General features: G+C 72.1%; 19 protein-coding genes and 1 tRNA gene. 5 read left to right on the top strand and 15 right to left on the bottom strand.

Annotated features, from left to right (window positions below):
• Window positions 1–112 precede the first annotated feature (112 nt).
• From ASF75_RS07705 to efeU, 3 genes are read right to left on the bottom strand one after another with little or no spacing between them, the layout of a single operon-like run.
• Window positions 113–1,435 (bottom strand): Dyp-type peroxidase, encoded by a 1,323-nt coding sequence (locus ASF75_RS07705; RefSeq protein ID WP_056070292.1) that lies wholly within the window; start codon window positions 1,433–1,435, stop codon window positions 113–115.
• Window positions 1,432–2,652 (bottom strand): iron uptake system protein EfeO, encoded by a 1,221-nt coding sequence (efeO, locus tag ASF75_RS07700; protein ID WP_056070289.1) that lies wholly within the window; start codon window positions 2,650–2,652, stop codon window positions 1,432–1,434. The genes ASF75_RS07705 and efeO overlap by 4 nt, the downstream gene beginning before the upstream one ends.
• Window positions 2,639–4,249, bottom strand: a complete 1,611-nt coding sequence (gene efeU, locus ASF75_RS07695; RefSeq protein ID WP_056070285.1) for an iron uptake transporter permease EfeU — start codon at window positions 4,247–4,249, stop codon at window positions 2,639–2,641. Before efeU ends, efeO begins: the two co-directional genes overlap by 14 nt.
• Window positions 4,250–4,318: 69 nt before the next feature.
• On the opposite strand from efeU, the gene ASF75_RS07690 reads away from it, so the two are divergent.
• Together ASF75_RS07690 and ASF75_RS07685 are read left to right on the top strand one after the other, a co-directional pair.
• On the top strand, window positions 4,319–5,080 hold the full coding sequence (locus ASF75_RS07690) for a trimeric intracellular cation channel family protein (RefSeq protein ID WP_056070282.1): 762 nt from the start codon (window positions 4,319–4,321) through the stop codon (window positions 5,078–5,080).
• Window positions 5,081–5,326: 246 nt separating this feature from the next.
• Window positions 5,327–5,929, top strand: coding sequence for a TetR/AcrR family transcriptional regulator (locus ASF75_RS07685; protein WP_017888341.1), 603 nt, complete (start codon window positions 5,327–5,329; stop codon window positions 5,927–5,929).
• Window positions 5,930–6,292: 363 nt separating this feature from the next.
• On the opposite strand, the gene ASF75_RS07680 is transcribed toward ASF75_RS07685, so the two are convergent.
• The 5 genes from ASF75_RS07680 to ASF75_RS07660 form a co-directional block, all read right to left on the bottom strand.
• On the bottom strand, window positions 6,293–8,650 hold the full coding sequence (locus tag ASF75_RS07680; RefSeq protein WP_056070280.1) for a transglutaminaseTgpA domain-containing protein: 2,358 nt from the start codon (window positions 8,648–8,650) through the stop codon (window positions 6,293–6,295).
• Window positions 8,647–9,978, bottom strand: a complete 1,332-nt coding sequence (locus tag ASF75_RS07675) for a DUF58 domain-containing protein (RefSeq protein ID WP_017888339.1) — start codon at window positions 9,976–9,978, stop codon at window positions 8,647–8,649. Before ASF75_RS07675 ends, ASF75_RS07680 begins: the two co-directional genes overlap by 4 nt.
• Window positions 9,978–10,982, bottom strand: a complete 1,005-nt coding sequence (locus tag ASF75_RS07670) for an AAA family ATPase (protein WP_056071020.1) — start codon at window positions 10,980–10,982, stop codon at window positions 9,978–9,980. The genes ASF75_RS07675 and ASF75_RS07670 overlap by 1 nt, the downstream gene beginning before the upstream one ends.
• Window positions 10,983–11,185: 203 nt before the next feature.
• Complete coding sequence (locus ASF75_RS07665; protein WP_056070276.1) at window positions 11,186–12,190, bottom strand: sugar phosphate isomerase/epimerase family protein; 1,005 nt, start codon at window positions 12,188–12,190, stop codon at window positions 11,186–11,188.
• On the bottom strand, window positions 12,187–13,425 hold the full coding sequence (locus tag ASF75_RS07660; protein ID WP_056070271.1) for a Gfo/Idh/MocA family protein: 1,239 nt from the start codon (window positions 13,423–13,425) through the stop codon (window positions 12,187–12,189). Before ASF75_RS07660 ends, ASF75_RS07665 begins: the two co-directional genes overlap by 4 nt.
• Window positions 13,426–13,540: 115 nt before the next feature.
• Between ASF75_RS07660 and ASF75_RS07655 the strand changes: the two genes are divergently transcribed.
• A complete protein-coding gene (locus ASF75_RS07655; RefSeq protein ID WP_017888335.1) occupies window positions 13,541–14,545 on the top strand; it encodes a LacI family DNA-binding transcriptional regulator in 1,005 nt (334 codons plus the stop codon).
• A gap of 116 nt (window positions 14,546–14,661) precedes the next feature.
• Here ASF75_RS07655 and ASF75_RS07650 read toward each other — a convergent pair.
• From ASF75_RS07650 to ASF75_RS07635, 4 genes are all read right to left on the bottom strand, one after another.
• Window positions 14,662–14,751, bottom strand: a tRNA-Ser gene (locus ASF75_RS07650).
• Between the two features lie 426 nt (window positions 14,752–15,177).
• Complete coding sequence (locus ASF75_RS07645; protein WP_235517577.1) at window positions 15,178–16,401, bottom strand: LCP family protein; 1,224 nt, start codon at window positions 16,399–16,401, stop codon at window positions 15,178–15,180.
• 265 nt (window positions 16,402–16,666) lie between these two features.
• The gene (locus ASF75_RS07640) at window positions 16,667–17,347 is read right to left on the bottom strand and encodes a GntR family transcriptional regulator (protein ID WP_056070268.1); all 681 of its coding nucleotides are present in this window, start codon (window positions 17,345–17,347) and stop codon (window positions 16,667–16,669) included.
• Between the two features lie 169 nt (window positions 17,348–17,516).
• A complete protein-coding gene (locus tag ASF75_RS07635) occupies window positions 17,517–18,971 on the bottom strand; it encodes an MFS transporter (RefSeq protein ID WP_040420052.1) in 1,455 nt (484 codons plus the stop codon).
• 210 nt (window positions 18,972–19,181) lie between these two features.
• Here ASF75_RS07635 and ASF75_RS07630 point away from each other — a divergent pair, with 210 nt between their 5' ends.
• Together ASF75_RS07630 and ASF75_RS07625 are read left to right on the top strand one after the other, a co-directional pair.
• Window positions 19,182–20,567 carry an AAA family ATPase gene (locus tag ASF75_RS07630; protein WP_017888312.1) on the top strand — a complete coding sequence of 462 codons (1,386 nt, stop codon included), beginning with the start codon at window positions 19,182–19,184 and terminating at the stop codon, window positions 20,565–20,567.
• The gene (locus ASF75_RS07625) at window positions 20,560–22,578 is read left to right on the top strand and encodes a vWA domain-containing protein (protein WP_056070265.1); all 2,019 of its coding nucleotides are present in this window, start codon (window positions 20,560–20,562) and stop codon (window positions 22,576–22,578) included. Before ASF75_RS07630 ends, ASF75_RS07625 begins: the two co-directional genes overlap by 8 nt.
• Window positions 22,579–22,648: 70 nt before the next feature.
• Here the strand turns inward: ASF75_RS07625 and ASF75_RS07620 are convergent, their stop codons facing one another.
• Genes ASF75_RS07620 through ASF75_RS07610 form a run of 3 tightly spaced genes read right to left on the bottom strand, consistent with a single transcriptional unit; the run spans window position 22,649 to window position 24,756 of the window.
• On the bottom strand, window positions 22,649–23,407 hold the full coding sequence (locus ASF75_RS07620; protein ID WP_056070262.1) for an SCO1664 family protein: 759 nt from the start codon (window positions 23,405–23,407) through the stop codon (window positions 22,649–22,651).
• Window positions 23,404–23,931, bottom strand: coding sequence for a DUF3090 domain-containing protein (locus ASF75_RS07615; RefSeq protein ID WP_017888309.1), 528 nt, complete (start codon window positions 23,929–23,931; stop codon window positions 23,404–23,406). Before ASF75_RS07615 ends, ASF75_RS07620 begins: the two co-directional genes overlap by 4 nt.
• A 48-nt stretch (window positions 23,932–23,979) precedes the next feature.
• Window positions 23,980–24,756 carry an MSMEG_4193 family putative phosphomutase gene (locus tag ASF75_RS07610; RefSeq protein ID WP_056070259.1) on the bottom strand — a complete coding sequence of 259 codons (777 nt, stop codon included), beginning with the start codon at window positions 24,754–24,756 and terminating at the stop codon, window positions 23,980–23,982.
• Window positions 24,757–24,818: the final 62 nt, after the last annotated feature.

Genomic DNA, 24,818 nt, shown 5'->3' with positions numbered 1-24,818 from the left:
CGGCGGTGGTTCCGTTCGACAAGACTCCGCGACGCGGGCGTCCTCCGCCTCCAGGGAAACGGCGGAGGGCGCCCACCCCTTCTGCGTCGGTGGGTCCTGTCGGCGACTCAGCTCAGCGGAACAGCTGCTCGGCGATGTACGACCCCTTGCGCGGTGCCGGCGGCACGGCGAACACCGCGGAGCCGATGTGCGAGACGTACTCGTTCAGCCGGTCCGAGGCGCCGAGCTTCCGCTGCAACCGCGTGAAGTGGTCCGGGTCGTTCACGTAGGCGATGAACAGCAGCCCGGCGTCGAGCTGGCCGTACTCGTTGAGCCCGTCGGTGTAGTTGTACGGCCGGCGCAGGATCTTCACGCCGCCGTTCGCCTCGTGTGCGGCGAGGGCGATGTGCGACGTCGCGTCGATCTTCGTCGCACCGTCGTCGTCCTTCGCGTGGAAGTCCGGGGTGGTGTGTTCCTGTCCGCCGGAGAGCGGTGCCCCCTGGATCTTCGTCCGCCCGAACACCCGCTGCTGGTCGCTGACGACGTCGGCGTCCCAGGTCTCGATGTTCATCCGGATCTTCCGCACCACCTGGTAGCTGCCCCCGGCCATCCACCCGGCGTCGCGGTCGAGCCAGACGAACCGGTCGTGGTCGGCGTCGGTCGTGATGTTCCGGGTGCCGTCCTTGAACCCCATCAGGTTGCGGGGCGTGCTCTGGTCCGGCCCGGCCGATGCCCGACCGAAGCCGAGCACGGTCCAGCGGACGGTCGCGGTGCCGCGGGCCATCCGCGCCAGGTCGCGCACCGCGTGGTACGCCACCTGGGGGTCGTCCGCGCAGGCCTGCAGCGACAGGTCGCCGCCGGTCAGGCCCCGCTGCAGGTTGTCGCTCGGCAGCGTCGGGATGTCGGCGAGCGACGCCGGACGCCGGTCGGCCAGCCCGAAGCGCTCGTCGAAGACGCCCGGGCCGAGCCCCACCGTGACGGTCAGGGACGCCGGACCGAGGTCGAGCGCCTCGCCCGTGTCGGCACCGACCCCGTTGCCGTGGGCAGGTTCGACGCTGCCGACGGTCTTGCCGGCCTGCAGCTGGGCGATCGCGGCCGACCAGCGGGCCAGGAGCACCTGCAGCTCGGTCGTCACGGTGGTCGACAGGTCGAACGTCATGTAGACGCAGTGCCGCTGCGGGGTGGTGCGGATCCCGCCCTGTGGCTGCCGTGCCGCGGTGGCGTAGAACGGGTGGCTCGTGGACAGGTCGATCGACTCGTCGCCGTTCGTCGCCGCCGTGAACGGGTTCACCCCGGTCGCCGCGGTGGCGCCGCCGATGCCCGCGGCCGCGCCGACCCCGGCACCGGCCACGGCCAGGCCGGCGCCGAACAGTCCGCGGCGCGAGACGTTCGCCCGGGGTGCCTCGTCCGCCCGGGGTCCCTCGTCCGCCCGGGGTCCCTCATCCGGCTCGGTCACGCGGTCGCGACCTTCTCGGCCAGGCGGGACAGCGGGTCCTGCAGCGCCTGGATCTGCTGCGAGATCGTGTTCGCGTCGGACTTCTTGGTGGCGGCGTCCCAGCTGGCGAAGCCGCCCAGGTCGTCGGCGTCGCGGTAGCCGTCCATCAGCGTGTTCGTGGCGTCGAACTGCTTCGCGATCTGCTTCGTCAGAGTCGGGTCGAGCTTGGTCAGCCCCGGCTTGAGGTACGCGAAGGCCTGGCGGGCACCCTCGACGTTGGCGGCGAGGTCGACCAGGTCGATGTGGCTGTAGGCCTCTTCCTCGCCGGTGATCTTGTTCGACTGCACCTCTTCGAGCAGCCCGGCGGCACCGTTGGCCAGGTCCTCCGGCTTGTAGTCGAGCGTCGGCACGAGCTTCGCGAGCAGCTGGACGTCCTCGGTCAGGTCCGCGGCGGTCTGCTTCGTCGACGCGGTGATCTTCCCCGCCTGGAACAGGTCCTTCTCGACGGCGTGGAACCCGCTCCAGCCGACGGCCGGGTCGAGGTTCGAGGCGCGCATGTCGATCAGGTAGTCGAGGTTGCCCGCGTTGTCGGTGGCCTTGAAGCCCTTCTTGACGAAGCCGTCGACGTCGCTCTCGACGTGCTCGTAGAACGGACGGGCGTTCGCGTAGTCGGTCTTCGCCGCGTCGAGGTCGCCGGCGTCGATGTGCTTCTGCAGCTGCTCGACCGCGGCGACCATGTCGGTCACCTGGCCGTCGACGTAGGTCGCGTAGCCCTTCGTCCCGTCACGGAGCAGCGTCGAGGCGCTGCTGTTCGCGGTGGATACGGCCTTGCCGGTGACGGTGAAGTCCGTCAGCTCGGTCTCGGCACCGGGGCAGTACACCTGGTACTTCCCGCCGGTCAGCGTGGCGGTGAACCGGACGGCGTCGAGGCCGGGTGCCAGGTTCTCCTTCTCGCCGAGGATCCGCTGGTCCTGCAGCAGCTCGACCTCGGTGATCGCGGTCGACGACTCGTTCTTCACCGTGAACGTGACGGGGCCCGCGGGGACCTTCGTCGCGGACACCGCGCAGGCGTCCTGCCCGTCGTTGGTGAGCGTGACGGTGACGCGGGAGACCTTCGCGTCGGTGCCGGAGCCGCCGGTCTCGGCGGACCCGCCGGAGCATCCGGAGAGTGCGAGGGCGGTGACGACGCCGAGGGCGCCCAGGGTGATCAGGGGTCGGACGGGCTTACCGAAGGACATGGTCGGTGCTCCTTGCAGGGTCCGCGGCCGGAGGGCCACGAGCGGGGACGGGTTCGGGGGTGCGGGTCGTGGGGAGCCGCCGACGGCGGCGGTCACGCAGGGCCAGCAGCGCCTGTGCGGCGGCCGCGGTGCCGAGGGCGATCGGCAGCCAGGCCTTCCAGAGCAGCAGGTCGGCTGACCGGGCGTCGGCCGCGGCCACCGAGGCGGCCGACCGCTCGACGCGGGCGTCGGGGACGGACCAGACGGTGCGGTCCAGGGTCGTGGTGCGTGCGGACGGGAGGCCCCCACCGCTCAGCGTCAGCACGTCGCGTTCGTGGCGGGTGGCGTCCAGGACCCCACCCCGGACCGTCCACAGGGTCACGGTGTCGCGGACGGCCCAGCGGGCCGCGAACGGGCCGGGGTTCGTCGACGGGGAGACCCCGACGGGCAGTCGGCCGAACAGTGTGACGAGGTCGTCGAGGGTCAGCCTCGACGGACGGTCGGCACCACTCCCCTGCGCACCGGTTCCGGCCTGCACGACGCGCCACCGGTCGGCGGCCACGCCCGCGCGGGTGACGCGGCGGTGGGCCGACGTCGGCAGGGCGAGTCGGGCCTCCTGGCCGGTTCCGGTGCCGGCCACACGGAGGACGCCGGACGCACCGTCGACGCTGGCGGAGACGGAGCTGGCGTCGCCGCCGACCGCGGTGGTGCGGGGCAGGTCGACGCCGCCGGTCGGCACGGCGATCGCGAGCGCCGCTGCCGCCACGGCGAGGGTGCCGGCCACGACGGCGCGCACCCGGGGCACGCGGTCCGGCGACGGACGCCAGGCGCGCGGCCACAGGGTCAGGGCCAGTACCGGGACGACGTAGAGGACCCAGCCGAGCACCTCGATGACCCGTGGGTCCGGCGGGATGCCGAGCACGCCGGTGACCAGGGCGCCCTGCACGGAACCGTTCGGGGCGAGCCACGACAGGTCGACGGTGCGCTGCTGGCCGATGACGATCCAGCCGGCCTCGTGCGCGCGGCGGAGGACGGTCAGCACCAGGCCGCCGGCGACGAAGACCAGGAAGACCCCGGTGCCGGTGAAGAACCGCGACAGGTTGAGGCGGACGCCACCGGTGTAGATACCGAAGCCGACGGCGACCGCGGCGGCGATGCCGATCACGGCGCCGAGCGCGGCGAGGCCGGTGTCCGACGACGCCTGGAACGTGGCGAGGAGGAACACCGAGGTCTCGAAGCCCTCCTTCAGGACGGCGAGGAACGCCATGCCGGCGAGCGCCCAGGCGGTGCCGCGGCCGAGCGCGGCGGTCGCACTCGCTTCGAGGTCGGCGGTCAGGGTGCGCGCGTGCGTGCGCATCCAGACGATCATGCCCGTGACGAAGACGACGGCGACGATGCCGATGACCGCCTCCATGCCCTCCTGCTGCGCCTGCGGCAGCGCCTGCTCGACGGCCTGCAGCCCGAAGCCGACGGCGATGCTGAGCAGCACCGCGAGCCCGACGCCCGACCACATCGGGGCGAGCGGGACGCGGTTGCGACGCAGGAACGCGGCGATGATGCCGACGATGAGCGTGGCTTCGAGGCCTTCACGGAGACCGATGACGAGAGTGGCGAGCATGACGAAGGTGAGGCTAACCTAACCGCGGATCGGCCCGCCAGTCGTGCGACGTGATGTTTGATGGTTCTCATGAACCTGCTGTCCGTCGACGGCCTGGCGTCGGTCACGAACGTGCTCGACCTCGCCGGGGTCTTCGCGTCCGCCCTGCTCGGCGGCTCCATCGCCCGCGCGATGGACTTCGACCTGTTCGGGTTCCTGGTCGTCGGGTTCGTCTCCGGACTCGGTGGCGGGATGCTCCGCGACACCCTGCTGCAGAACGGGCCGCCCGTCGCACTGGTCGACCCGTTGTACGTGCCGGTCGCCGTCGCCGGGGCGCTCATCGCGTTCCTCGTGTCGTTCTCCGAGATCACCTGGGACCGCCTGTTCACCGTGCTCGACGCCGCCGTGATCGGGTTCTGGGCGGTGGTCGGCGTGCAGCGGACCTACGACGCCGGCCTCGACTGGCCCGCCGCGATCATCATGGGGACCATCACGGCGGTCGGTGGCGGGGCCATGCGCGACCTGCTGCTGCGACGGGTGCCGGCGGTGTTCGGCGGGAACGCGCTGTACGCCACCGTGGCCGTCGCCGCGTCGGCCACGATGGTGATCGCTTCGGCCCTCGGGTCACCCTCGATCGGCATCCTGCTCGCGATCACCCTGTCGCTCGGGCTCCGCTGGGGCGCGGTCCGCCGCGGCTGGGGACTGCCGAACGGTCGTGACTGGCAGCCGAAGTCGACCCTGGGTTCGCTGCTCCGGCGCGGTCGGAGCCTGCGACCGGACGCGCTCCGACTGCTCCGTCGACCGGGGCGTCGGACCGGTGCCGGCAGCGTCCGGGAAGAGCACGAGGACTGAGGGGCTGTCATCCGCGGCTCCGCGACGGTACGATCAGTACCGCCGGGTATCGTCCTGGTGGTTCTGCCGGTGCGATCCCGGTGAACGCTGTCCGCACAGCACCGACGCGACCCGAACGCGGCGGTTCCGAGCAGACGTGGGGATGGGGGCTTCGCTGATGCCGCGCGGGATCAGACGCGCGGCGCGGCAGGTCTCCTCCACGATGCTCTCCCCGACGACCACCAGCACAGGTCGGAGCACCAACCGATGAGCGACGACGCTTCCCCCGCCCAGCGCATCCCGCGCGCCGAGGTCCGAGAACGCCTGCTCGCCGCCGGTGCGGCCGTCTTCGCCGAACAGGGGGTCCACGGCGCCCGGCTCGACGAGGTCGCTGCGCGCGCCGGGTTCAGCAAGGGTGCGGTCTACTCGAACTTCTCGTCGAAGGAAGACCTGCTCGGGCAGGTCATGCAGCGGTCCACCAACGTGGTGCTCGGCTCCCTGCGGCAACTCGTGCACGCCGACATCGACTCCGTCGACGTCGGGAACGTCCTGCGCGTCGCGTTCGGTCAGAACGACCAGAGCGAACAGTTCGCGCTGCTGTCGACGTTCCGCGGGTACGCCGTCCGGCACCCGGAGTTCCTGCCCGAGTTCATCCGGCAGCGCCGGGTGCTGCAGGACGGCGTGCTCGAACTGGTGCGGCTGTGGCTCGGTGGCCACCCCGAGGTCGACGTGGGCATGACGCCGGAGGAGCTCGCGAACGTGCTCATCGCGGCGAACGTCGGCCTGGTGTTCGACGCGCCGGCGCTGCCGGGGGTCAACCCGGGCGAGCTGGTCGCGACCCTGCTCGAGGCGGTCATCCGCCGGCGTTGACGCTGCCGCGGCCCGCGGGCGGGCCTGGCGGCCGGGCGCGGCGGTCGGGCGCGGCGGTCGGGGCTTCGCACCGTGCGAGGTTCGCAACCCCGTGCCCATTCAACCGCCCCGTGCACGCCCACAGCCCCGCACCGAGCCACCAACCACGCACCACCCGACSAACCCCGCACCGTGCAACATCCGCCGAGCCATCGCCCAACGGAGCCCGCACCGTGCGAGGTTCGCGACCCCGTGCCCGCTCGACCGCCCCGTGCACGCCYACAGCCCCGCACCGAGCCACCAACCACGCACCACCCGACSAACCCCGCAGCGCCCGACGAACCCCGCACCGTGCGAGGCTCGCACCACGCGCCCGCGCCGGCGTCAGGCCGAGCGACGATCCCGACGGCGGGGCTTCGGCCCGTCGTGGGACCAGGCGGACGACGGCAACAGGCTCGGTGGCAGCAGCCGCGACCGCACGACGCGCACGCTCGGCACCGACTCGTCCAGGGCGACACGGGCCTGTCGGACGTGGCTGCCCAGCGCCGCACCGTCCGCCGATGCGGCCCCGTCGGCGGCGAAGCGCTCACGGTCGACCGCGTCGACGGCGGCCTCCAGGTGCGGCACGACCGACGCGGGCAGTCCGGGCCGCAGGCGTCCGAGCACGGCTCGGGCAGTCCGGGCCACGGCGGCGGCGTCACCCGGCGGCGCGAGGCCCGGGGCGTACCCGTGGTCGGCGACGTCGTCGAGCAGTTCCCGCCACGCCTGCACGGCAGGTGACCGACCGGCGGCGATCGCCGACAGCCGGGAGCGGCGACGAACGGCACGCACGAAGCCCGGGGCGACCAGGACCGCGAGCACGAGCAACAGGCCCACCAGCAGACCGACGGGGCCACCGCCGCCGCCGGTGCTGGACGCACCCGCAGCACCCGGAACCGGGGACTCCGACGGAGTCGACGACGCCGCCTCTTCCGCCGGGGTGGTCTGCTCGGGCGCCGGCAGCGGGGTCTCCGGTGCCGCTGCCGTCGGCGAGGCCGAGGGTTCTTCGGACGGAGCGGCCTCGTCGGAGTCGGGCGTCGGCTCGAACGCGACCCAGCCGGCACCCTCGATGTACAGCTCGGGCCACGAGTGCAGCTGCCGGTTCGACACGGCGTACTCGCCGTCGGGCTGCGGCGACCCGGCCCGGTACCCCACCGCGATGCGCGAGGGGATGCCGAGCGTCCGGGCCATCACGGCCATCGCGGACGAGAAGTGCACGCAGTACCCGTCGCGCACGCGCAGGAACGTCGAGACGACGTCCATGCTGTCACCGTCGTAGCCCTGCTCCACCGGAGCGGTCTCGGAGTACGTGAACAGGTCGCTGCGGAACCACTGCTCGAGCGCCCGTGCCCGGCCGTAGTCGTCGGTCGCGGCTGCGGCGACACGGGTGGCGGTGGACGAGATGTTCGCCGGCAGGTCGTCGGGCAGGGCGAGGTCGGTGCGGAGCTGCTCGCGGCTGGGCTCCCGGAAGCCACGGCCGTCGGAGCGCGCGAGCACCCCCGAGGCGGCGACCGCGTCGAGGTAGTCGTTGGCGAAGGTCGAGGCGCCGTACGCCTCGTACATCGCACCCCGGGCCGTCGCGGCGCCGGTCGACCGGACGGTGCTCGAGTTCCCCATCCAGCGCCACTGCGACAGGTCGAGGTTGGTGGACTGCGACTCGATCGAGACCGCACCCGACGGCACCGGCAGGTAGGTGCTCGACAGCCCGGTGATCCGGACGGTCACGTCGCCGCGGCTCGCCAGGCGCGGGTTGACGCCCTCGGCCCACTGCTGTTCGTCGGCGGTGTCGGCTTCGGCCGCGTTCGTCACGGTCGGCACCCAGTCCCCCGTGCCGAACTCGTCCAGGTCGGCGAGCTTGAGGTACTCGGGCTGCCCGTCCGACGAGCGGTACCGGAAGACCTCGAGCTCGCTCGGGCGGCGCAGGTCGTTGCCGAGTTCGAGCAGCGTGCCGGGCCGTCCGGGCTGGATCGGGGACTGGATCGCACCGGTGACACCGGACAGCCAGCTGGCGTTGAGCGGCACGATCGTCGGCAGTCCGATGGCGACGACGAGCCCGATGGCACCGACGACGGCGGCGGGCAGTGCGCGCTGCACGGGGCGCACCGACAACCACAGCAGGGCAAGGAACGCCACCGACGTGGCGATGACGAGCGGGGTGCCGGCGGGCTGGCCGGTGATGACGCCCGGCACGATCAGGATCACCAGGGCCGGGGCCGCGGCGAGCGACGGGATCCGCGCGATGGCGGCGAGGAACAGTGCGACCGCCGCCACCCACCCGATCGACGCCGTGACCACGAGCCGGATCGCGTCGGTCTGTGGCAGGGGTGCCGGGTTGAGGCGGATCGCGGCGAGCGTCTGCCCGAGGGCCCCGTCGGCGTCGAGCCACCCGAGCGGCTGGATGTCGTTGACCAGGGCGGCGGCGCACGAGCAGGCGATGACCGTGCCGACCAGGACGACGAAGCGGATGCCGGGCGTCTGCCGGCGCACCGCGAGCATCACCGCGACGAGCACGGCGACGACGACGACACCGGACACCCACCAGGCGATGCCCTGCACGAGCGGCCGGATGGCGAGGGCGGCGAGGAGCACGGGCACCGGCGCGAGGGCGACGACCCAGGCGCTCGGGACGTCACGCAGGTCGTCCCGCTCCAGGATCTCGCGCACGTCCACGCGGCCACGCACCGGTGCGGTCGCCCCGGTCACCGCGCTGCTCCGGACGGAGTCGCACCGGCGACCGGCACCACGAGGGTCCGCCAGCCACCGCGGTCGAGGATGCCCCGGACGGCAGGGTCCGGCGGCACGATGGTCGCCAGGATGCCGCGGCTCGACCCACTCGTCGCACTGACGAGCTCGGCGGCTTCCTCCGCGGTGCAGGTACCGGTCACGACGGCGGTCATCCCGTGCACGTCTCGGCCGCGGACCTCGGGCAGGACGTCGGTCACCTGTCGCGCATCGGAGCGGAGCCGGACGTCGGCGAGCCCGACGAGCACGTCGGTGAGCCCGCCGACGTCGCCCGCGTGCCGGGTCGCGCCTTCGGGGCCGTCGAACACGAGCACGACGCGGGAGGTCCGGGCGGCGAGCGCGCGGGCGACACTGGCGGCCACCACCACGGCGTGCTCGAAGGCCTGGTCGCCGCCCAGGTCGGAGAGCTCGGCGAGGTCTTCCCGACCGAGGCGCTGGTAGGACTCGCGCCGGACGTCGAGCGCGATCACGGCCTCGGGCGGCTGGGCCTGCGTGGTCTGGCGGACGTGGAGTTCCCCGCGGCGCGCACTCTGGGCCCAGTGCACCCGGCGGATCGGGTCACCCGGTCGGTACGGACGGAGTTCGCTGTCGTCGGCCGAACCGCCCTGTCCGACCCGGCCCTCGTCGGCGGAGACGGCACCGGCGAGCGCTCCGGCGTCGATCGCCCCGAGCGGCGCCGAGGCCGGCACGACGACGATCTCTTCGGCCGCGACGACGGGACGGTCGATCCGGAGCAGGCCGAAGGGGTCCTCGACCCGGATCGTGACGGGCCCGACCAGCGAGCGGCCGCGGTGCATCGCGAGCGCTTCGACGTCGAGCACCGCCGGCGGCAGGCCAGGTCCGACCTCGGCGTAGGTCTCCGCCTCGGCCAGGCTGGCGAAGGCGTCCTCGAGCTGTTCGCGGACGAGCAGCGTCGCCCGCGGCCCGAACGGCAGGCTGGTGCCGCCCAGGGTGATGCGTTCGCGGTAGACCTCGCCCACCTGCACGATCGCCCGGGCGGTGCTGCGGCTGCCTCGCAGCGGGGTCGCGACGACGAACGCCATGACGATGCCGAGCACGACGAGCACGAGCAGCAGGAGCCCTGCCGTGACCGCGACGCTCGTGGAGCCGACCAGGCCGCCGCCGACCAGGCCGATGCCGACCGCGATGACCGTCCAGCCGCGGACCGTCGGACGCGGGAACGGGGTCCGGCGTGCCAACGAGAGCCCGCGGCGACCGAACCGGGCGGCCGTGGACCGCGCGGCACCGACGCGTCGCAGCAGCGACGGCGGTGCCGGTGGACGCGCCATCAGGAGCGGACGGGGGTGGCCGTGAACGGGATGGCGGTGTCCGAGACGATGCGGACAACGATCTCGCGCACGGTGTCCTCGCCGGTGCCGCCGAGCCCGCGGGCGACCGGCACGAGCCGGTGTGCGAGGACGATCGGGGCGAGCGCTGCGACGTCGTCGGGGGTGACGAACGGCCGGCCGGCCAGCGCAGCGTGCGCACGCGCGGCCTGCGCGAGGTGCAGCGTCGCACGGGGGCTCGCACCGAGCACCAGGTCGGGGTGCGTGCGCGTCGACCGGACGATCGCGATGATGTACGCCTCGACGTCGGGGGCGATGTGCACGTGGGCCACGGTCTCGATGATCTGCCGCAGGGTGGTGACGTCGACGATCGGCCGCAGGCGCGACAGCGGGTCGCTGCCGCCGCGGTTCGCGAGCATCTGCCGTTCGGCGTCGACGCTCGGGTAGCCCATCGCGATGCGCGCCATGAAGCGGTCGCGCTGGGCTTCGGGCAACGGGTACGTGCCCTCCATGTCGATGGGGTTCTGCGTCGCGACGATCATGAACGGACGGTCCAGCTGCCGCGTCACGCCGTCGACGGTGACCTGTGACTCGGCCATCGCCTCGAGCAGGGCCGACTGGGTCTTCGGGCTGGTGCGGTTGATCTCGTCGCCGATGACGACGTTCGCGAACACCGGGCCGGGCGAGAACCGGAAGGTGCCGGACGACTGGTCGAAGATGTTCACGCCCGTGACGTCGGACGGCAGCATGTCCGACGTGAACTGGATGCGGTTCACCGACCCGCCAACCGAGGCGCCGAGCGCCTTGGCGAGCACGGTCTTGCCGACCCCGGGGACGTCCTCGACGAGCAGGTGCCCCTCGGCGAGCATCACCGTCAGGGCGGTTCGGATGGCTTCCGTCTTGCCGTCGATCACCGTGGCGACGGAGGCCACGATGTCGTCGCCCACCGATCGCACGTGTTCGAGCGGGAAGGCGGGGTCGGTCGGTTCCGGCACGCAGGGCTCCATCGTCACAGGACAGGTGTCGTGCATGCTACCCCGGCCCGGTGACAGCACCCGGCACGGGTGCACCGACTGGTCGTTCCGCGCACCGGTGGCCGATCCGCGCAGGGTGCGGCCGGGAGGCACTGCGCACCACGAGCGGATCCGTCACCCCGTGCGCGGAACGGCTCACGGGCCTCCAGGCGGTGTGCGGGTCGGCCGCCGGAGGGTCAGGCCCGGTGCGGCAGTGCCGCGTCCGCGGCGCGCAGCACGCGCGCGGCGACCGCGACGCCGTCTTCGCGCCCGAGCTCGGTGTCCTCGTGCTCGATGTTCACCCACATGTCCGGGTCGATCGCGCGCAGGGCCTCGAGGAACGTCGTCCAGTACGCCTCGTCGTGGCCCTTGCCGAGCGCGACGAAGTCCCACGCCGACGGCTTCGGCCACTCGTTCGCCCACTCGTCGCCGCCCAGGTTCGTGCGTGGCTCGTCGGTCGACAACCGGCGGAACGAGTTGTCGAGCACGCCGTTGATCGCGGCGTGCGGGTTGATCCGGACGTCCTTCGCGGCGGCGTGGAAGACCAGCGGGCCGAGGTCGCGGGCGACCGCCACCGGGTCCATCTGCTGCCAGAACAGGTGCGAGGCGTCGAGCTCGACCCCCACGTTCGTCAGCCCGCCGCGTTCGACGAGCTCGCGGATCGTCGCCGGGTTGAACACCAGGTTCTGCGGGTGCAGCTCGAGCGCGACCTTCACGCCGTGCTCCCGGGCCAGGGCGTCGATCTCCTGCCAGAACGGCACCGCGACGCTCCACTGGTGTTCGAGGACGTCGAGCGCGGCCGAGTTCCACGCGTTCACGATCCAGTTCGGCCGCGTCCCGCCGGACTCCCCCGCCGGAAGCCCGGACATCGTGACGACGCGGTCCTGTCCGAGGCGGGCCGCGAGGCGGATGCTGCGTCGGACGTCCTCGGCGTGGGCGGGACCGATCGCGGGGTCGGGGTGCAACGGGTTGCCGTTGCAGTTGAGGCCGGCGATCGAGACGCCGGTGTCCTCGAACTGCGCGAGGAAGGCGTCACGGGCTGCGTCGTCGACCAGGATCGCGTCGATGTCTGGCACGTGCACCGGGGGCAGGAAGCCGCCGGTGTTCAGCTCGATGCCGGTCAGGCCGTTGGCCGCGATGACCCGGAGTGCGTCGGTGAGGGGGCGGTCGTGCAGGATCGCGTTGTAGAGACCGAGCTTCATGCGCGGACACCCTCCGTGGTCGGGACGACGGCGTCGGCCACGTCGACGGACGCACCCCCGGCCGCGGCGGACCGTGCCACCGCGTCGAGGACCTCCATGTTGTGCACGCCGTCGTCGAACGTGGCGTTCGCGGGCAGGGCGTCGGGTACGTCGCCGGACAGCCCGGCGACCTCGTCGAGGAACGCCCGCGCCTGGTACTCGAACATCTGGTTCTGCCCCCAACCGACGCCCGGGGCGTCCATCGCCATGCCGCCCGCGACGTAGGGGTGGTCCGGGCCGAGCACGACCTGGCGGTACCCGCCCGTACGCGAGCCGTCGGACTGCAGCGCGAGGCCGATCTCGGAGGCGCGCTCCTGGTCCCACCGGGCGGCCCCGCGCTCGCAGAACACCTCGATGACGAGTCCGTTCGGATGCCCGGCCGCGACGCGGGAGGCCTCGAGCGACCCGACGACCGTGCCGTCACCGAAGCGTGCACTGAACGTGGCGTAGTCGTCGTTCCCGACAGCCGCGGTCGCACCGGTGAGCGGGACCGCCTGCCCCCGCAGGGCGTGTCCGGCGGCCACGGGTCGCTCGGTGATCGACGTGGTGAACGTCCCACCGCTGACGCTCCGGACCGGTCCGGCGAGGAACTCGGCGACGTAGGACAGGTGCGAGCCGACGTCGGCGAGCGCCCCGGACCCGGGCTCCCCCGCGAAGCGCCACGAGAACGGGACGTCGGGCGAGGCGCCGTAGTCGGTCCAGTACCGACCCGAGACGTGCAGGACCCGGCCGAGCGTGCCGTCCTCGACGAGCTCCTTGATGGCCGCGAGCCCGGGAGCGCGACGGTAGGTGAAACCGATGCGGCCGAGGACTCCGCGCTGCTCGGCCTCGGCAGCGGCGGACGCCATGGCGCGGGCGTCGTCGAGCGAGTCGGACAGCGGCTTCTCGCACAGCACGTGCTTGCCGGCGGCGAGCAGCCCCTCGACGATCTCGCGGTGCAGCGTGTTCGCGACGACGACGCTCACCACGTCGATGTCGTCCGCTGCCGCGATGGCCCGCCAGTCGGTGTCGTGCCGCTCGTAGCCGAAGCGCCGTGCGGCCTCGGCGGCGAGGGGCTCGTACACGTCGCCGACCGAGACGAGCCGGACCGGCGGCAGCGTCGAGGTGAAGAGGGAGGGTGCGTTCCGCCACGCAGCCATGTGGGCCTTGCCCGCCATGCCCGCGCCGATGACGGCGACGCCGATGCTGTCGCTCATGTTCTCTCCTTCGAGAAGGTCGCTGGATCCGATTCTGGAACGTTCCAGAACGTTTCGGTAGACTGTAGCCGCACCAGCCCATGTCCTGTCAAGCACCGTGCCGGAAAGGCTCAGCGTGACCCCTCGCCCGCCGACGATCATCGACGTCGCCGCACGCGCGGGCGTCTCGAAGTCCCTGGTGTCGATGGTGCTGCGCGACGACCCCGGGGTCTCCCCCGCCCGCCGCTCCGCGGTGCTCGCCGCCGTCGCGGAGCTCGGCTACCGCCCGAACCGCGCCGCCGCGATCCTCGCCGGCACCCGGACCCGCACCATCGGCGTCATCGTCGACGACTTCCGGAACCCCTGGTACGTCCCGATGCTCGACGGCATCCGCGAGGCCCTCGCCCCGCACGGACTCCGCCTCACCCTCGCCGACACCCGCGCCAACGCCCACCTCGGTTCCTCGCCCTTCGACGACCTGGTCTCCCTGCGGGTCGACGGCGTGGTGCTCGCCGCCGAGGGCTTCCCCGACGTCGTCGTCCCCGCGGACACCCCGGTCGTGGTCGCCGGTGCGCGTGAGGACGTCCCAGGCGGACTCGACGTGGTCGCATCCGACGAAGCCGCCGGCGGACGGCTGGCAGCGGATCACCTGATCGGGCTGGGTCACCGCCGCATCGTCCACGTCACCGGCTCGGGAGGCCCGGCTGCGCTCCGCCGGGACGCCACCGTCGCACAGCTGGTCGCGTCCGGCATCGAGCCGCTGGTCTCCGGCTCCGGCCCCACCTCGGAAGCCACCGGCTACGAGGGCACGCGGCTCGCACTCCGGGAGCACCCCGACCTGACCGCGGTGTTCGCCGCGAACGACGTCATGGCGATGGGTGCGATCGCCGCCGTGCAGGAAGCCGGACTCCGCGTGCCGCAGGACGTCTCGGTGATCGGCAACGACGAGACCCCGCTCGCCGCGTCACCCCTGCTGCGCCTGACGACGGTCGACCCGCACAACGACGAGGTCGGGCGCCTGGCGGCTGCGCGGTTGGTGGAGCGGATCGGCGCGGCTGCGGGAGCCCCGGCGGGTCCCATCCGGACGCTCGTGCCACCGACGCTCGTGGTGCGGTCGACGACGGGGCCGCCGCGCGCCTGATCGCGCTCGAGCCGCGGAACCTGGTTCCGGCGGGGTCGACCGCCGTGCGAGGCGCCCGGGAACGACGAAACCCCGGTCCGATCGGACCGGGGTTTCGTCATGCTGTTCGTACAGTGCGGAGACGGAGGGATTTGAACCCTCGGTCCCCTCAAAGGGGACTCCACCTTAGCAGGGTGGTGCACTCGGCCGGACTATGCGACGTCTCCAAGCACTCTCGCGAGCGCTCCGACCACCATACAGGAGGACCGCGCCACTCTCGACCCGACGCACGCCCGCGCGTGGCTCGGGCCGGATAGCGCGGTCCCCCGAAGTGGGGACACATCGGGGTTGTCGGGGCGTACCCCACTGCATAGCATCGTCGGGACGCGGCAATCACGTTCCGGGGTTCGCCCCCGTCGTCGCGACACAGCACCCGACGTCGTTCTCCGCGCGGGCCCGGCGCGCCCGATCGCGTGGTGCCCGACGGGGAGCGACTTCCCCGGGGGCGCGGCGCACCACCGCGCCCCCGTTCCTGCGCTCGGGGGCAGGCAGCTACCGAGCCGAGACTCGTCCCCACGGACATTCCACGGGCGTTGAAGGCCGCAAAGAGTCCGCCCGACCGAGACTCGGGGCCAGCGAGGGCCAGCCGCGCCTCAGTACCCGAACGCCTTGGAGCAGGTCTGCTGATCGGCGGACTGGCCCTCGAGTCCGTCGATGGTCTCGGGCGTCGCCGAGGGGGTGCGGGGCGCAGCGGACGACGGTGCTGCCGGGGGCGCGGGGGTCGCGGGCTTCGGCGCAGCGGCCGGGGACGACGGTGCAGCGGTCGGCTGCGTCGGACCCGTCTGCGTCGGGTTCGTCTCGGACCCGATGCCCGTGCTGTCCGCCCCGAGCGAGAACGACTGGTCGGCCTTGATCTTCGCGAACAGCTGGTCGGCCAGGTACGTCGTCGGCTGGACCTTGCCGGCGTAGACCCCGGTGCCGCCCGTGGTGCCCGGGTACTGCACGAAGTTCACCTGCGCCAGCGGCAGGTCCCGCAGCGCCAGGCCCATCTGCACCATCGTCCCGATGTCGTTCAGACTCTGGGACAGCTGCATGTTCGACGCCGCCGCCCGGGCCAGCTTGTACAGGCGGGCGGGCGAACCGAGGGTGTCGTTCGACTTCACGGTTCGGAGCAGCGACGACAGGAACACCTGCTGGCTCGAGATCCGGGCGAGGTCCGACCCATCGCCCACGCTGTGCCGGGTGCGCAGGAACGCCAGGGCATCGTCACCCTGCAGCGTCGAGGTGCCGGCGGGCAGGTTCAGCCCGGTGTACGAGTCGGTGATCGGCTGGGCGACGCAGACCGGCACGCCGCCGATCGCGTTCGACATCTCGATGACGCCCTTGAACGACACCGCCGCCGAGTACTGGATGTCGAGCCCGGTCAGGCCCGACACGGTCTGGGTCACGCAGTTCAGGCCGCCCTCGCCGAACGAGGTGTTGATCGGCTGCGCCGCCATCGCCGGGGCGGTGCCCGTGCCGTCGGTCTTCTTGCAGGCCGGGATCGGTGTGACGAGGTCACGCGGGATGCTCACCGCGGTGGCGTTGGTGTGGTCCGCTGAGACGTGCAGCAGGATGTTGACGTCGTTGAGGGTCGCGTCGCGCTCCCCGAACGCAGCACTCTGGTCGGGGTCGTTGTCGGTGCCGACGACGAGCATGTTGAACCCGCCCTTGAAGGCGCTGAGGGGCTTGGGACCACCCTTCGCCTGCGGCGCGGGCTGGCCCTGGATCTCCACCCCGTCACCGAGGTCGTCCGTGACCTGCTTCGCCGCGATCGCCGTGACCGAGACCGAGCTCACGAGCGCCACCGCGACGACAGCGGAGACCGTCTTGGCCACGGTCGCGAGGGGGCTCGAGCGCCGGAGACGTCCGTGCCGTGCGATCCCGGACGCTCGGTTCAAGCGGTGGGATCGGTCGCGGACGTCGTTCACGGGCACTCCTGTCGTCGGTGGACACGCCGGGGACGGCAACCGGTCAAGGCTGCCACGACGTTTCCTGACGATCCGGTGCGAGGGACACCGGCGATGCTCGGTGAACGGCATCGCGACCAGCGGATCCGCGGCGGTCGGCACGGACCTGAACGGATCCGCAGCCGACGCCGCGTCAGGCCGACACCACCACCCGGAAGCGGTCCGGCAGGGCGATCAGGGCGGTCGAGAGTTCGAGGAGTGCGGCGGCGCAGTCGTCGAGGGCATCTCGGCCGGCGGCGTCCACCGCTCGCTCCACGATCTCGACCCGTCGGCGCCGGTCGACCACGGCGTCGATCCCGTTCGCCAGGGCGACGTCATCGGTGAAGAACATGTCGAGCACGATGCGCTGCGACAGCAACCAGTCGCCGCTCACCGACGATCCGCGGCGCCGCAGGTACCAGGACCCGAGCTCGACGAAGGCACCGGCCTCGGTCCAGCACTCGCGGAGCCACGCCTTGTCGAACCGGTCCTGGTAGCCGACGGCGCTCGACGGAGGATCGGCGAGCATGGTCTGCGCGATCCGGAGGCGCTCGGTCATCTGGTCGACCGACCAGTGCGAGATCACGACCCCGACGTACCGCTGGACGGTCGCCAGCTGGAGCGATTCGAGGGTCACGAGGGCTTCGCGCACAGGCGTCCGCGACACCCGCATGTCCGATGCCAGGGTGTCGAGCCGCAGCCGCTGCCCACGGCGGTACTCGCCCCGCAGGACGTTGTCGAGCAGGCGCAGGAACACCGCGTCGCGCAGCAGGCTGCGGCGCAGGCCGTGGGGATCGAGGTCGCCGGCCGCGGCGCGCATCGGGGTGTGCTCCATCACCCCAGGGTCACGCACGGGCGAAGCCCCCGGGGAGCGGGCGGCCGCTGTCGTGGATGATCGTCGCCGGTGTCGGACTGTGGAGGAGTGCCATGCAAGCACAGTGACAGCGCTGCGGCGGCGGCGCTAAACACTCTGCATACAGAATGTCAGGCTGCCGCCACCGTGCTCACTTCCGGTCGGACTTCGCATCCCCGGTGAGCACCGAGAGCGGTTGGGTGACGTCCTCCAGCCCCTTCCGCGCGGCGTCGACCCCGAAGATCAGGGCCACCACGCCGCCGCCGATCATCACCGCGGATCCGAGCAGGTACCCCCAGAACAGCGGCTCCCGCGACGACCCGTCCCCGATGAAGGCACCGTAGATGGCCGGGGCGACCGCACCGAAGATCTGCGCCAGCGCGAAGAAGTACGAGATGGCCTGCGACCGCAGCTCGAGCGGGAAGATCTCGCTGACCGTCAGGTACGCACTCGACGCACCGGCCGAGGCGAAGAAGAACGAGACGCACCAGAACGCGACCTGCACCGTGGCCGAGATCGCGTCGGCCCGGAACAGGAACGCCGACGTGGCGAGCACGAGCCCGGACACCAGGTACGTCAGGAAGATCATCTGGCGACGACCCCAGGTGTCGAAGAAGCGCCCGAGGATGATCGGCCCGAGCAGGTTGCCGATCGCGAACGGGAAGAAGTACACCGCCGTCTCCGCTGTCTTCAGGCCGAAGAAGTTCGTCAGCACGAGCGCGTAGGTGAAGAAGATCGCGTTGTACAGGAACGCCTGCGTGATCATCATCGTCGCGCCGACGAGCGTCCGCGTCGGGTACTGCTTCAGCAGCACGCGCGCGATGGTCAGGAACCCGACGCGGTCGGTCGGTGTGACGGTCATCGCCTTCGACTGGTCGACCTCGGGCAGCGGTTTGCCGGTCGCCTGCTCCACCGACGCCTCGATGCGGGAGACGGTGGCCTCGGCTTCTTCCTGACGTCCGTGCGTCATCAGCCACCGCGGACTCTCCGGGATGTGCCGGCGCAGGAAGATGATCGCGATGCCGAGCACCGGGCCGAGGAAGAACCCGATGCGCCAGCCGATGTCCTCGGCGAAGTACGACGTGTCGAGCAGGTAGATGTTCGCGAAGGCGCCGAGTGCCGCGCCACCCCAGTACGTGCCGTTGATGGCGATGTCGACGTGCCCGCGGTACTTCGCGGGGATGAGTTCGTCGATCGCGGAGTTGATCGCCGCGTACTCGCCACCGATGCCCAACCCCGCCACGAACCGGAAGGCCGCCAGGAACCAGAAGTCCTGCGCGAGGCCCGCGATGCCGGAACCGATCAGGTAGATGGCCAGCGTCAGGATGAACAGCTTGCGGCGGCCCAGCCGGTCGGACATCCGCCCGAACACCAGGGCGCCGACGACCTGCCCGACCAGGTAGATCGTGCCGAGCAACGTCACCTGTTGCGTCGACAGGTTCAGGTCGGCCTGGAACCCGGCGTTCGAGACGATCTGGATCTCGAGACCGTCGAGGATCCAGGACACGCCGAGTCCGACGACGACGCTCCAGTGGAACCGGGTCCACGGCAAGCGGTCCATCCTGGCGGGCACCAGGCTCTTGATGGTTGCGTTCGCGCTGCTCACGAAAGGGGACCGTACGCCGAGATCGCCGATGTGGTTCAGATGCGGTACGAGCAACCGGGGGCGGAGCCGGATCCCCCTACTTCGAATCCGGCTCCGTCGCCGGGATCTCAATGATCGCAAGTGCGATGGAAACCCACAAGCGGACGGACGGGAGGCCCGTGGCGGGCCCCGCCACGAGCCTCCCGTCCGACAAGGCGTAACGTCCAGAACGTGACCCGACCTGACATCCGCACGGTCGGCGAGCTCCGCACCTCTGGTCACGTCCAGAAGACGGTCCGCGCCGAGATCCGCGACAACCTGCTCACCGCCCTGCGCCAGGGCACCGATCCGTGGCCCGGCCTGCACGGCTTCGAGACCACCGTCATCCCCCAGCTCGAACGCGCCCTGATCGCCGGGCACGACGTCGTCCTGCTCGGCGAGCGCGGCCAGGGCAAGACCCGCCTGCTCCGCACCCTGCAGGGCCTGCTCGACGAGTGGACGCCGGTCATCACCGGCTCCGAGCTCGGCGAGCACCCGTACGAACCGATCACGACGGCGAGCATCCGTCGTGCCGACGAGCTCGGTGACGCCCTGCCGATCAGCTGGCGGCACCGCGACGACCGCTACGTCGAGAAGCTCGCGACGCCGGACACGAGCGTCGCCGACCTGATCGGCGACGTCGATCCGATGAAGGTCGCCGAGGGTCGCAGCCTGGGCGACCCGGAGACCATCCACTTCGGGCTCGTCCCGCGCGGCCACCGTGGCATCGTCGCGATCAACGAACTGCCCGACCTGGCCGAACGCATCCAGGTCGCGATGCTCAACGTGATGGAGGAGCGCGACGTCCAGATCCGCGGCTACGTGCTGCGGCTGCCGCTCGACGTGCTCGTCGTGGCGAGTGCGAATCCCGAGGACTACACGAACCGCGGCCGGATCATCACGCCGCTGAAGGACCGCTTCGGCGCCGAGATCCGCACGCACTACCCGATCGAGCTCGACGACGAGATCGCCGTCATCCGGCAGGAGGCGCAGCTGACGGCCGAGGTGCCCGACGCGCTGATCGAGATCCTCGCCCGCTTCACCCGGGCGCTCCGTTCGTCGAGCGCCGTCGACCAGCGCAGCGGCGTGAGCGCCCGGTTCGCGATCGCGGGTGCCGAGACGGTGTCCGCCGCCGCCGTGCACCGCGCAGCACGCCAGGGCGAGGACGAGGCGGTCGCCCGCCCGATCGACCTCGAGACCGCGGTGGACGTCCTCGGCGGCAAGATCGAGTTCGAGAACGGCGAAGAGGACCGGGCCGACGAGGTCCTCGAGCACCTGCTCCGCACCGCGACCGCCGAGACCGTGCGCGCCCGGTTCAGGGGTCTCGACTTCGCGGTGCTCGTGGACGCGCTCGACGGCGGCACGATGGTGACCACGGGCGAGCAGGTCAGCGCCCGGGCGTTCCTTGAGGGGCTGCCGTCGATCGGCGAGTCCGACCTGTACGACCAGGTGTGCGACCGGATGGGTGCCACGAACGACGGCGAACGCGCCGGCGCGATCGAGCTCGCCCTCGAGGGCCTGTTCCTGGCCCGGCGCATCAGCAAGGAGTCCGGCGGGGGCGAAGCCGTCTATGGCTAGGCAGAACCGACGCCTGACGCGCGACACCCGCTACGGGGCCTACACCGACGGGCCGGACCCGCTCGCGGCCCCGGTCGACCTGGCCGAGGCGCTCGACGCCATCGGGCAGGACGTGATGGGCGGCACGTCGCCCGAGCGCGCGATGCGGGAGTTCCTGCGACGTGGTGGGCGGACGCAGCGCGGCCTCGACGACCTGGCCCGCCAGGTGGCCGAGCGGCGCCGCGAACTGACGAGCCGGAACAACCTCGACGGCACCCTGCAGCAGGTCCGCGAACTGCTCGACCAGGCGCTCCGTGCCGAACGCGGCGAACTCGCCCGCAACGTCGACCTCGACGACGGCGACCGGGCGCTGGCCGAACTGCAGCTCGACAGCCTGTCGCCCTCCCCCGCCGCCGCGGTGCAGGAGCTCGGCGGCTACGACTGGACGAGCCCCGAGGCCCGGCAGAAGTACGACGAGATCAAGGACCTGCTCGGCCGCGAGGTGCTCGACCAGCGCTTCGCCGGCATGAAGCAGGCGCTCGAGGGCGCCACCGAACAGGACCGGGCCGCGGTCAGCGCGATGATGCAGGACCTCAACGCCCTGCTCGAGGCGCACGCCCGCGGTGAGGACACCCGGCAGCAGTTCGACGACTTCATGGACCAGCACGGCGAGTACTTCCCGTCGGACCCCGCGAACGTCGACGAGCTGCTCGACGACCTGGCAGCCCGCGCGGCCGCGGCGCAGCGCATGCGGAACTCGATGACCCAGGAGCAGCGGGACGAACTCGACTCCCTCGCCCAGCAGGCGTTCGGCTCCCCGGACCTGATGGGGCAGCTGTCCCAGCTCGACGGGAACCTGCGGTCCCTGCGGCCCGGCGAGGACTGGGGCGGGTCGGCGCGGATGGACGGCGAGCAGGGCCTCGGGCTCGGCGACGGCACCGGGGTGTTCCAGGACATCGCGGACCTCGACGCGCTCGCCGACCAGCTCGCCCAGTCCGGCCCCGGCTCGGAACTCGACGACCTGGACCTCGACGCGCTGTCCCGGCAGCTGGGCGACGAAGCGGCGGTCGACGCGAAGACCCTGCAGCGGCTCGAACAGGCGCTCCGGAACTCGGGGGCGATGCGCCGCGGTGCCGACGGGCAGCTCCGGCTGACCCCGAAGGCGATGCGGCAGCTCGGCAAGAGCCTGCTCAAGGACGTCGCCCAGCGGATGTCCGGTCGCCAGGGCGCCAGGGACCTCCGTCGCTCGGGCGCCGCGGGCGAACCGTCAGGGGCGTCACGGCAGTGGGCGTTCGGCGACACCGAGCCGTGGGACATCCCCCGCACGATTACGAACGCCGTGGTGCGGACGGCGGCCAGCGGTCGGCAGGGAGCCGGCGTGCACCTGAGCATCGACGACGTCGAGGTGCAGGAGACCGAGGCCCGCACCCAGGCCTGCGTCGCGCTGCTCGTCGACACGTCGTTCTCGATGGCGATGGAGGACCGCTGGGTCCCGATGAAGCGCACGGCCCTGGCGCTCCACACCCTGGTGTCGACCCGGTTCCGCGGCGACGACCTGCAGCTCATCGCCTTCGGTCGCGAGGCCGAGGTGATGGACGTCGAACAGCTCGTCGGGCTCGACGCGATGTGGGACAAGGGCACGAACCTGCACCACGCCCTGCTGCTCGCCAACCGGCACTTCCGCAAGCACCCCACGGCCCAACCGGTGCTCCTCATCGTCACCGACGGCGAGCCGACCTCGCACCTCGAGCCGAACGGGCAGGTCTGGTTCGACTACCCGCCCGACCCGGTGACGATCGCGTTGACCGTGCGGGAGCTCGAGAACGCCGGACGCCTCGGCGCCCAGACGACGTTCTTCCGGCTCGGCGAGGACCCGGGGCTCGCCCGGTTCATCGACGCGATGGCGAAGCGGGTGGACGGCAGCGTCGTGGCGCCGGAGAACGACGACCTCGGGGTCGCCGTGGTCGGCTCGTACCTCGGCTCGCGTCGCGGGGCCGGCGGCGCGCTCTTCCGCGACGACTGGGGGCTCTGAAGCCAGCCACGGACAGCCGGGAGGCCCGTGGCGAGACCGCCACGGGCCTCCAGTCCGTACCTGGGTGCGTCTAGAACAGCGGCCAGGGCACGGCGGGGCCGTGACCCGGCGGCGGCGGGAAGATCCCGACGGCGCGCAGGGCCGCGCAGCGCGCCCGGAGCGTGTCGATCTCCTCGTCCGTCAGGTGCTCGGCGAGCTCGTCGCCGAGCCCGCCGCGCAGGGCTTCGGACACGCGGTCGAGGCCCTCGAGCTCGTCCGGCCCGAGGGGCTCGCCGATCCAACCCCACAGGACCGTCCGGAGCTTGTGCTCGACGTGGAAGGTGAGCCCGTGGTCCACGCCGAAGCGGTGGCCGTCGGGCATCGCGAGCACGTGCCCGCCCTTGCGGTCGGCGTTGTTCACGACGACGTCGAAGACGGCCATCCGGCGCAGGGCCTCGGAGTCCTCGTGCACGAGCGTGACGGGCTGGTCGCGCTCGTCGATGGCCTCGAGCACGGGCAGCCAGGGCGAACCGTCCGCCTCGGCGAGTTCGGGTGCCACCAGGTCGACGGCGTCCTGCTCGGGGTCGACGTCCTGCCAGCGCTGCACCATGCCGGGGCCGAACGGACCGTCGCCCATCCACGTGGGCGGGACGACGCCCCAGCCGAACGCCTCGGAGACCAGGTGTGCGGCGATCTCGCGGCCGGCGAGCGTGCCGTCCGGGAAGTCCCACAGCGGGCGCTCGCCCTCGACGGGCTTGTAGACGACGGTCGCGCCGTCGAGGTCGGCGAGGAAGGTGGCGTTGGACGCCTCACGGATGCGCGCCCGGACGGAGAGCGATCCGTCGCTCATGCGTCGCCGGGCGGACGACCGGCGGCGACGACCTCACGCGTGCGCTCGACGAATGCCCGGGCGGTGCCGACCGGGATCTTCACCTGGAACAGCTCGGCGGGTTCGGGGATCTCCACGACGGCCTCGATCTCGACGCCGTCCTCGCTCTCCTCGGACACGATCTCGACCTCGTCGTCGATCGGGTACGCCTCGATGACGACCTGGGCGGTGGACGGGTCGAAGCCCAAGCTCAGCGCTCCGGCGCGGAACTCGGCCTCGACCGGCTGGTCGAGGGGCTCCGGGTCGCGGAGTTCGGCGGGCACGGACGGCGGCACGCTGAAGCGGTTGTCGTCGACGGTCGCGACCTCGTCGAGGAGCTCGTCGATCTTGTCGGCGAGCACGGAGGTCTGCTCCTTCTCGAGCGCGACGCTGGTGACGCGTCGACCGGAGCGGGCCTGGATGTAGAAGGCGCGCTCACCCGGACGGCCGATGGTGCCGACGACGAGGCGGTCCGGCCAGTCGAAGCCGTGGACGATGGTGGGCATACCCGCATTGTAGGAGCGCTCGGCTCCGCCCGTTCAGGGTCGCGCAGGTCAGCCGGGCGCGTCGGGGGCCGGACGCCCGGTGCCGGTGTGCGCATCGGGTTCCGGATGTCCTGCGCCGCCGCCGACCGCGGCCTCCCCGCTGGGAGCCGGGGCGGTGCGCAGCCAGGACAGGTCGCCCGACTCGGTGTTCGTCGCGACGACCTCGGGGCGGTGCTCGCCGTACCGCACGACCGACACCGAGGCCGGCCCGACGCCGATGCGCTGGAACAGGTCCAGGTGCATGCCGAACGCGTCGGCCAGGACGCTCTTGATGATGTCGCCGTGGCTCACCGCGACCCAGACCGCGCCGGGTCCGTGCTCCGCCTCGACCTCGGCGTCGATGCGCCGGACGGCCGCGACGGCACGGGACTGCATCGTCTGCATGGACTCGCCGCCGGGGAACACGACGGCACTGGGGTTCGCCTGCACCGTGCGCCAGAGGGGCTCCTTCGCCAGGTCGGCGAGCTTCCGGCCCTGCCACTGCCCGTAGTCGGCCTCGGTGATGGCGCGCTCGATCAGCAGATCGGACGCGCCGGACTGCCGGTCGGGCTGGCGGCCGGGCTGCCGGCCGGGCTGCCGGTCGAGGATCGCGCGGGCGGTCTGTCGGCAGCGCTCGAGCGGACTCGACACCACGGCGACCACGGGCACCGCGGCGATGCGCTCCGCGGTCCGCTCGGCCTGGGTCCGCCCGACGGCGTCGAGTCGCACGCCGGCGGTGCGTCCGGCCAGGACGCCGGTGGCGTTCGCGGTGGTGCGTCCGTGACGGACGAGGAGGACGGTCGCCATGCGCCCGATCCTAGGCGCGCGGACGTGCTGCCCTCGACGCGTTGCCCGTCAGAAGCGGCGCG

This window comes from Curtobacterium sp. Leaf154, assembly GCF_001424595.1.
In the GTDB taxonomy this organism is placed as follows: Bacteria; Actinomycetota; Actinomycetes; order Actinomycetales; family Microbacteriaceae; genus Curtobacterium; species Curtobacterium poinsettiae.
This window is presented reverse-complemented; position numbering and strand designations above follow the sequence as displayed.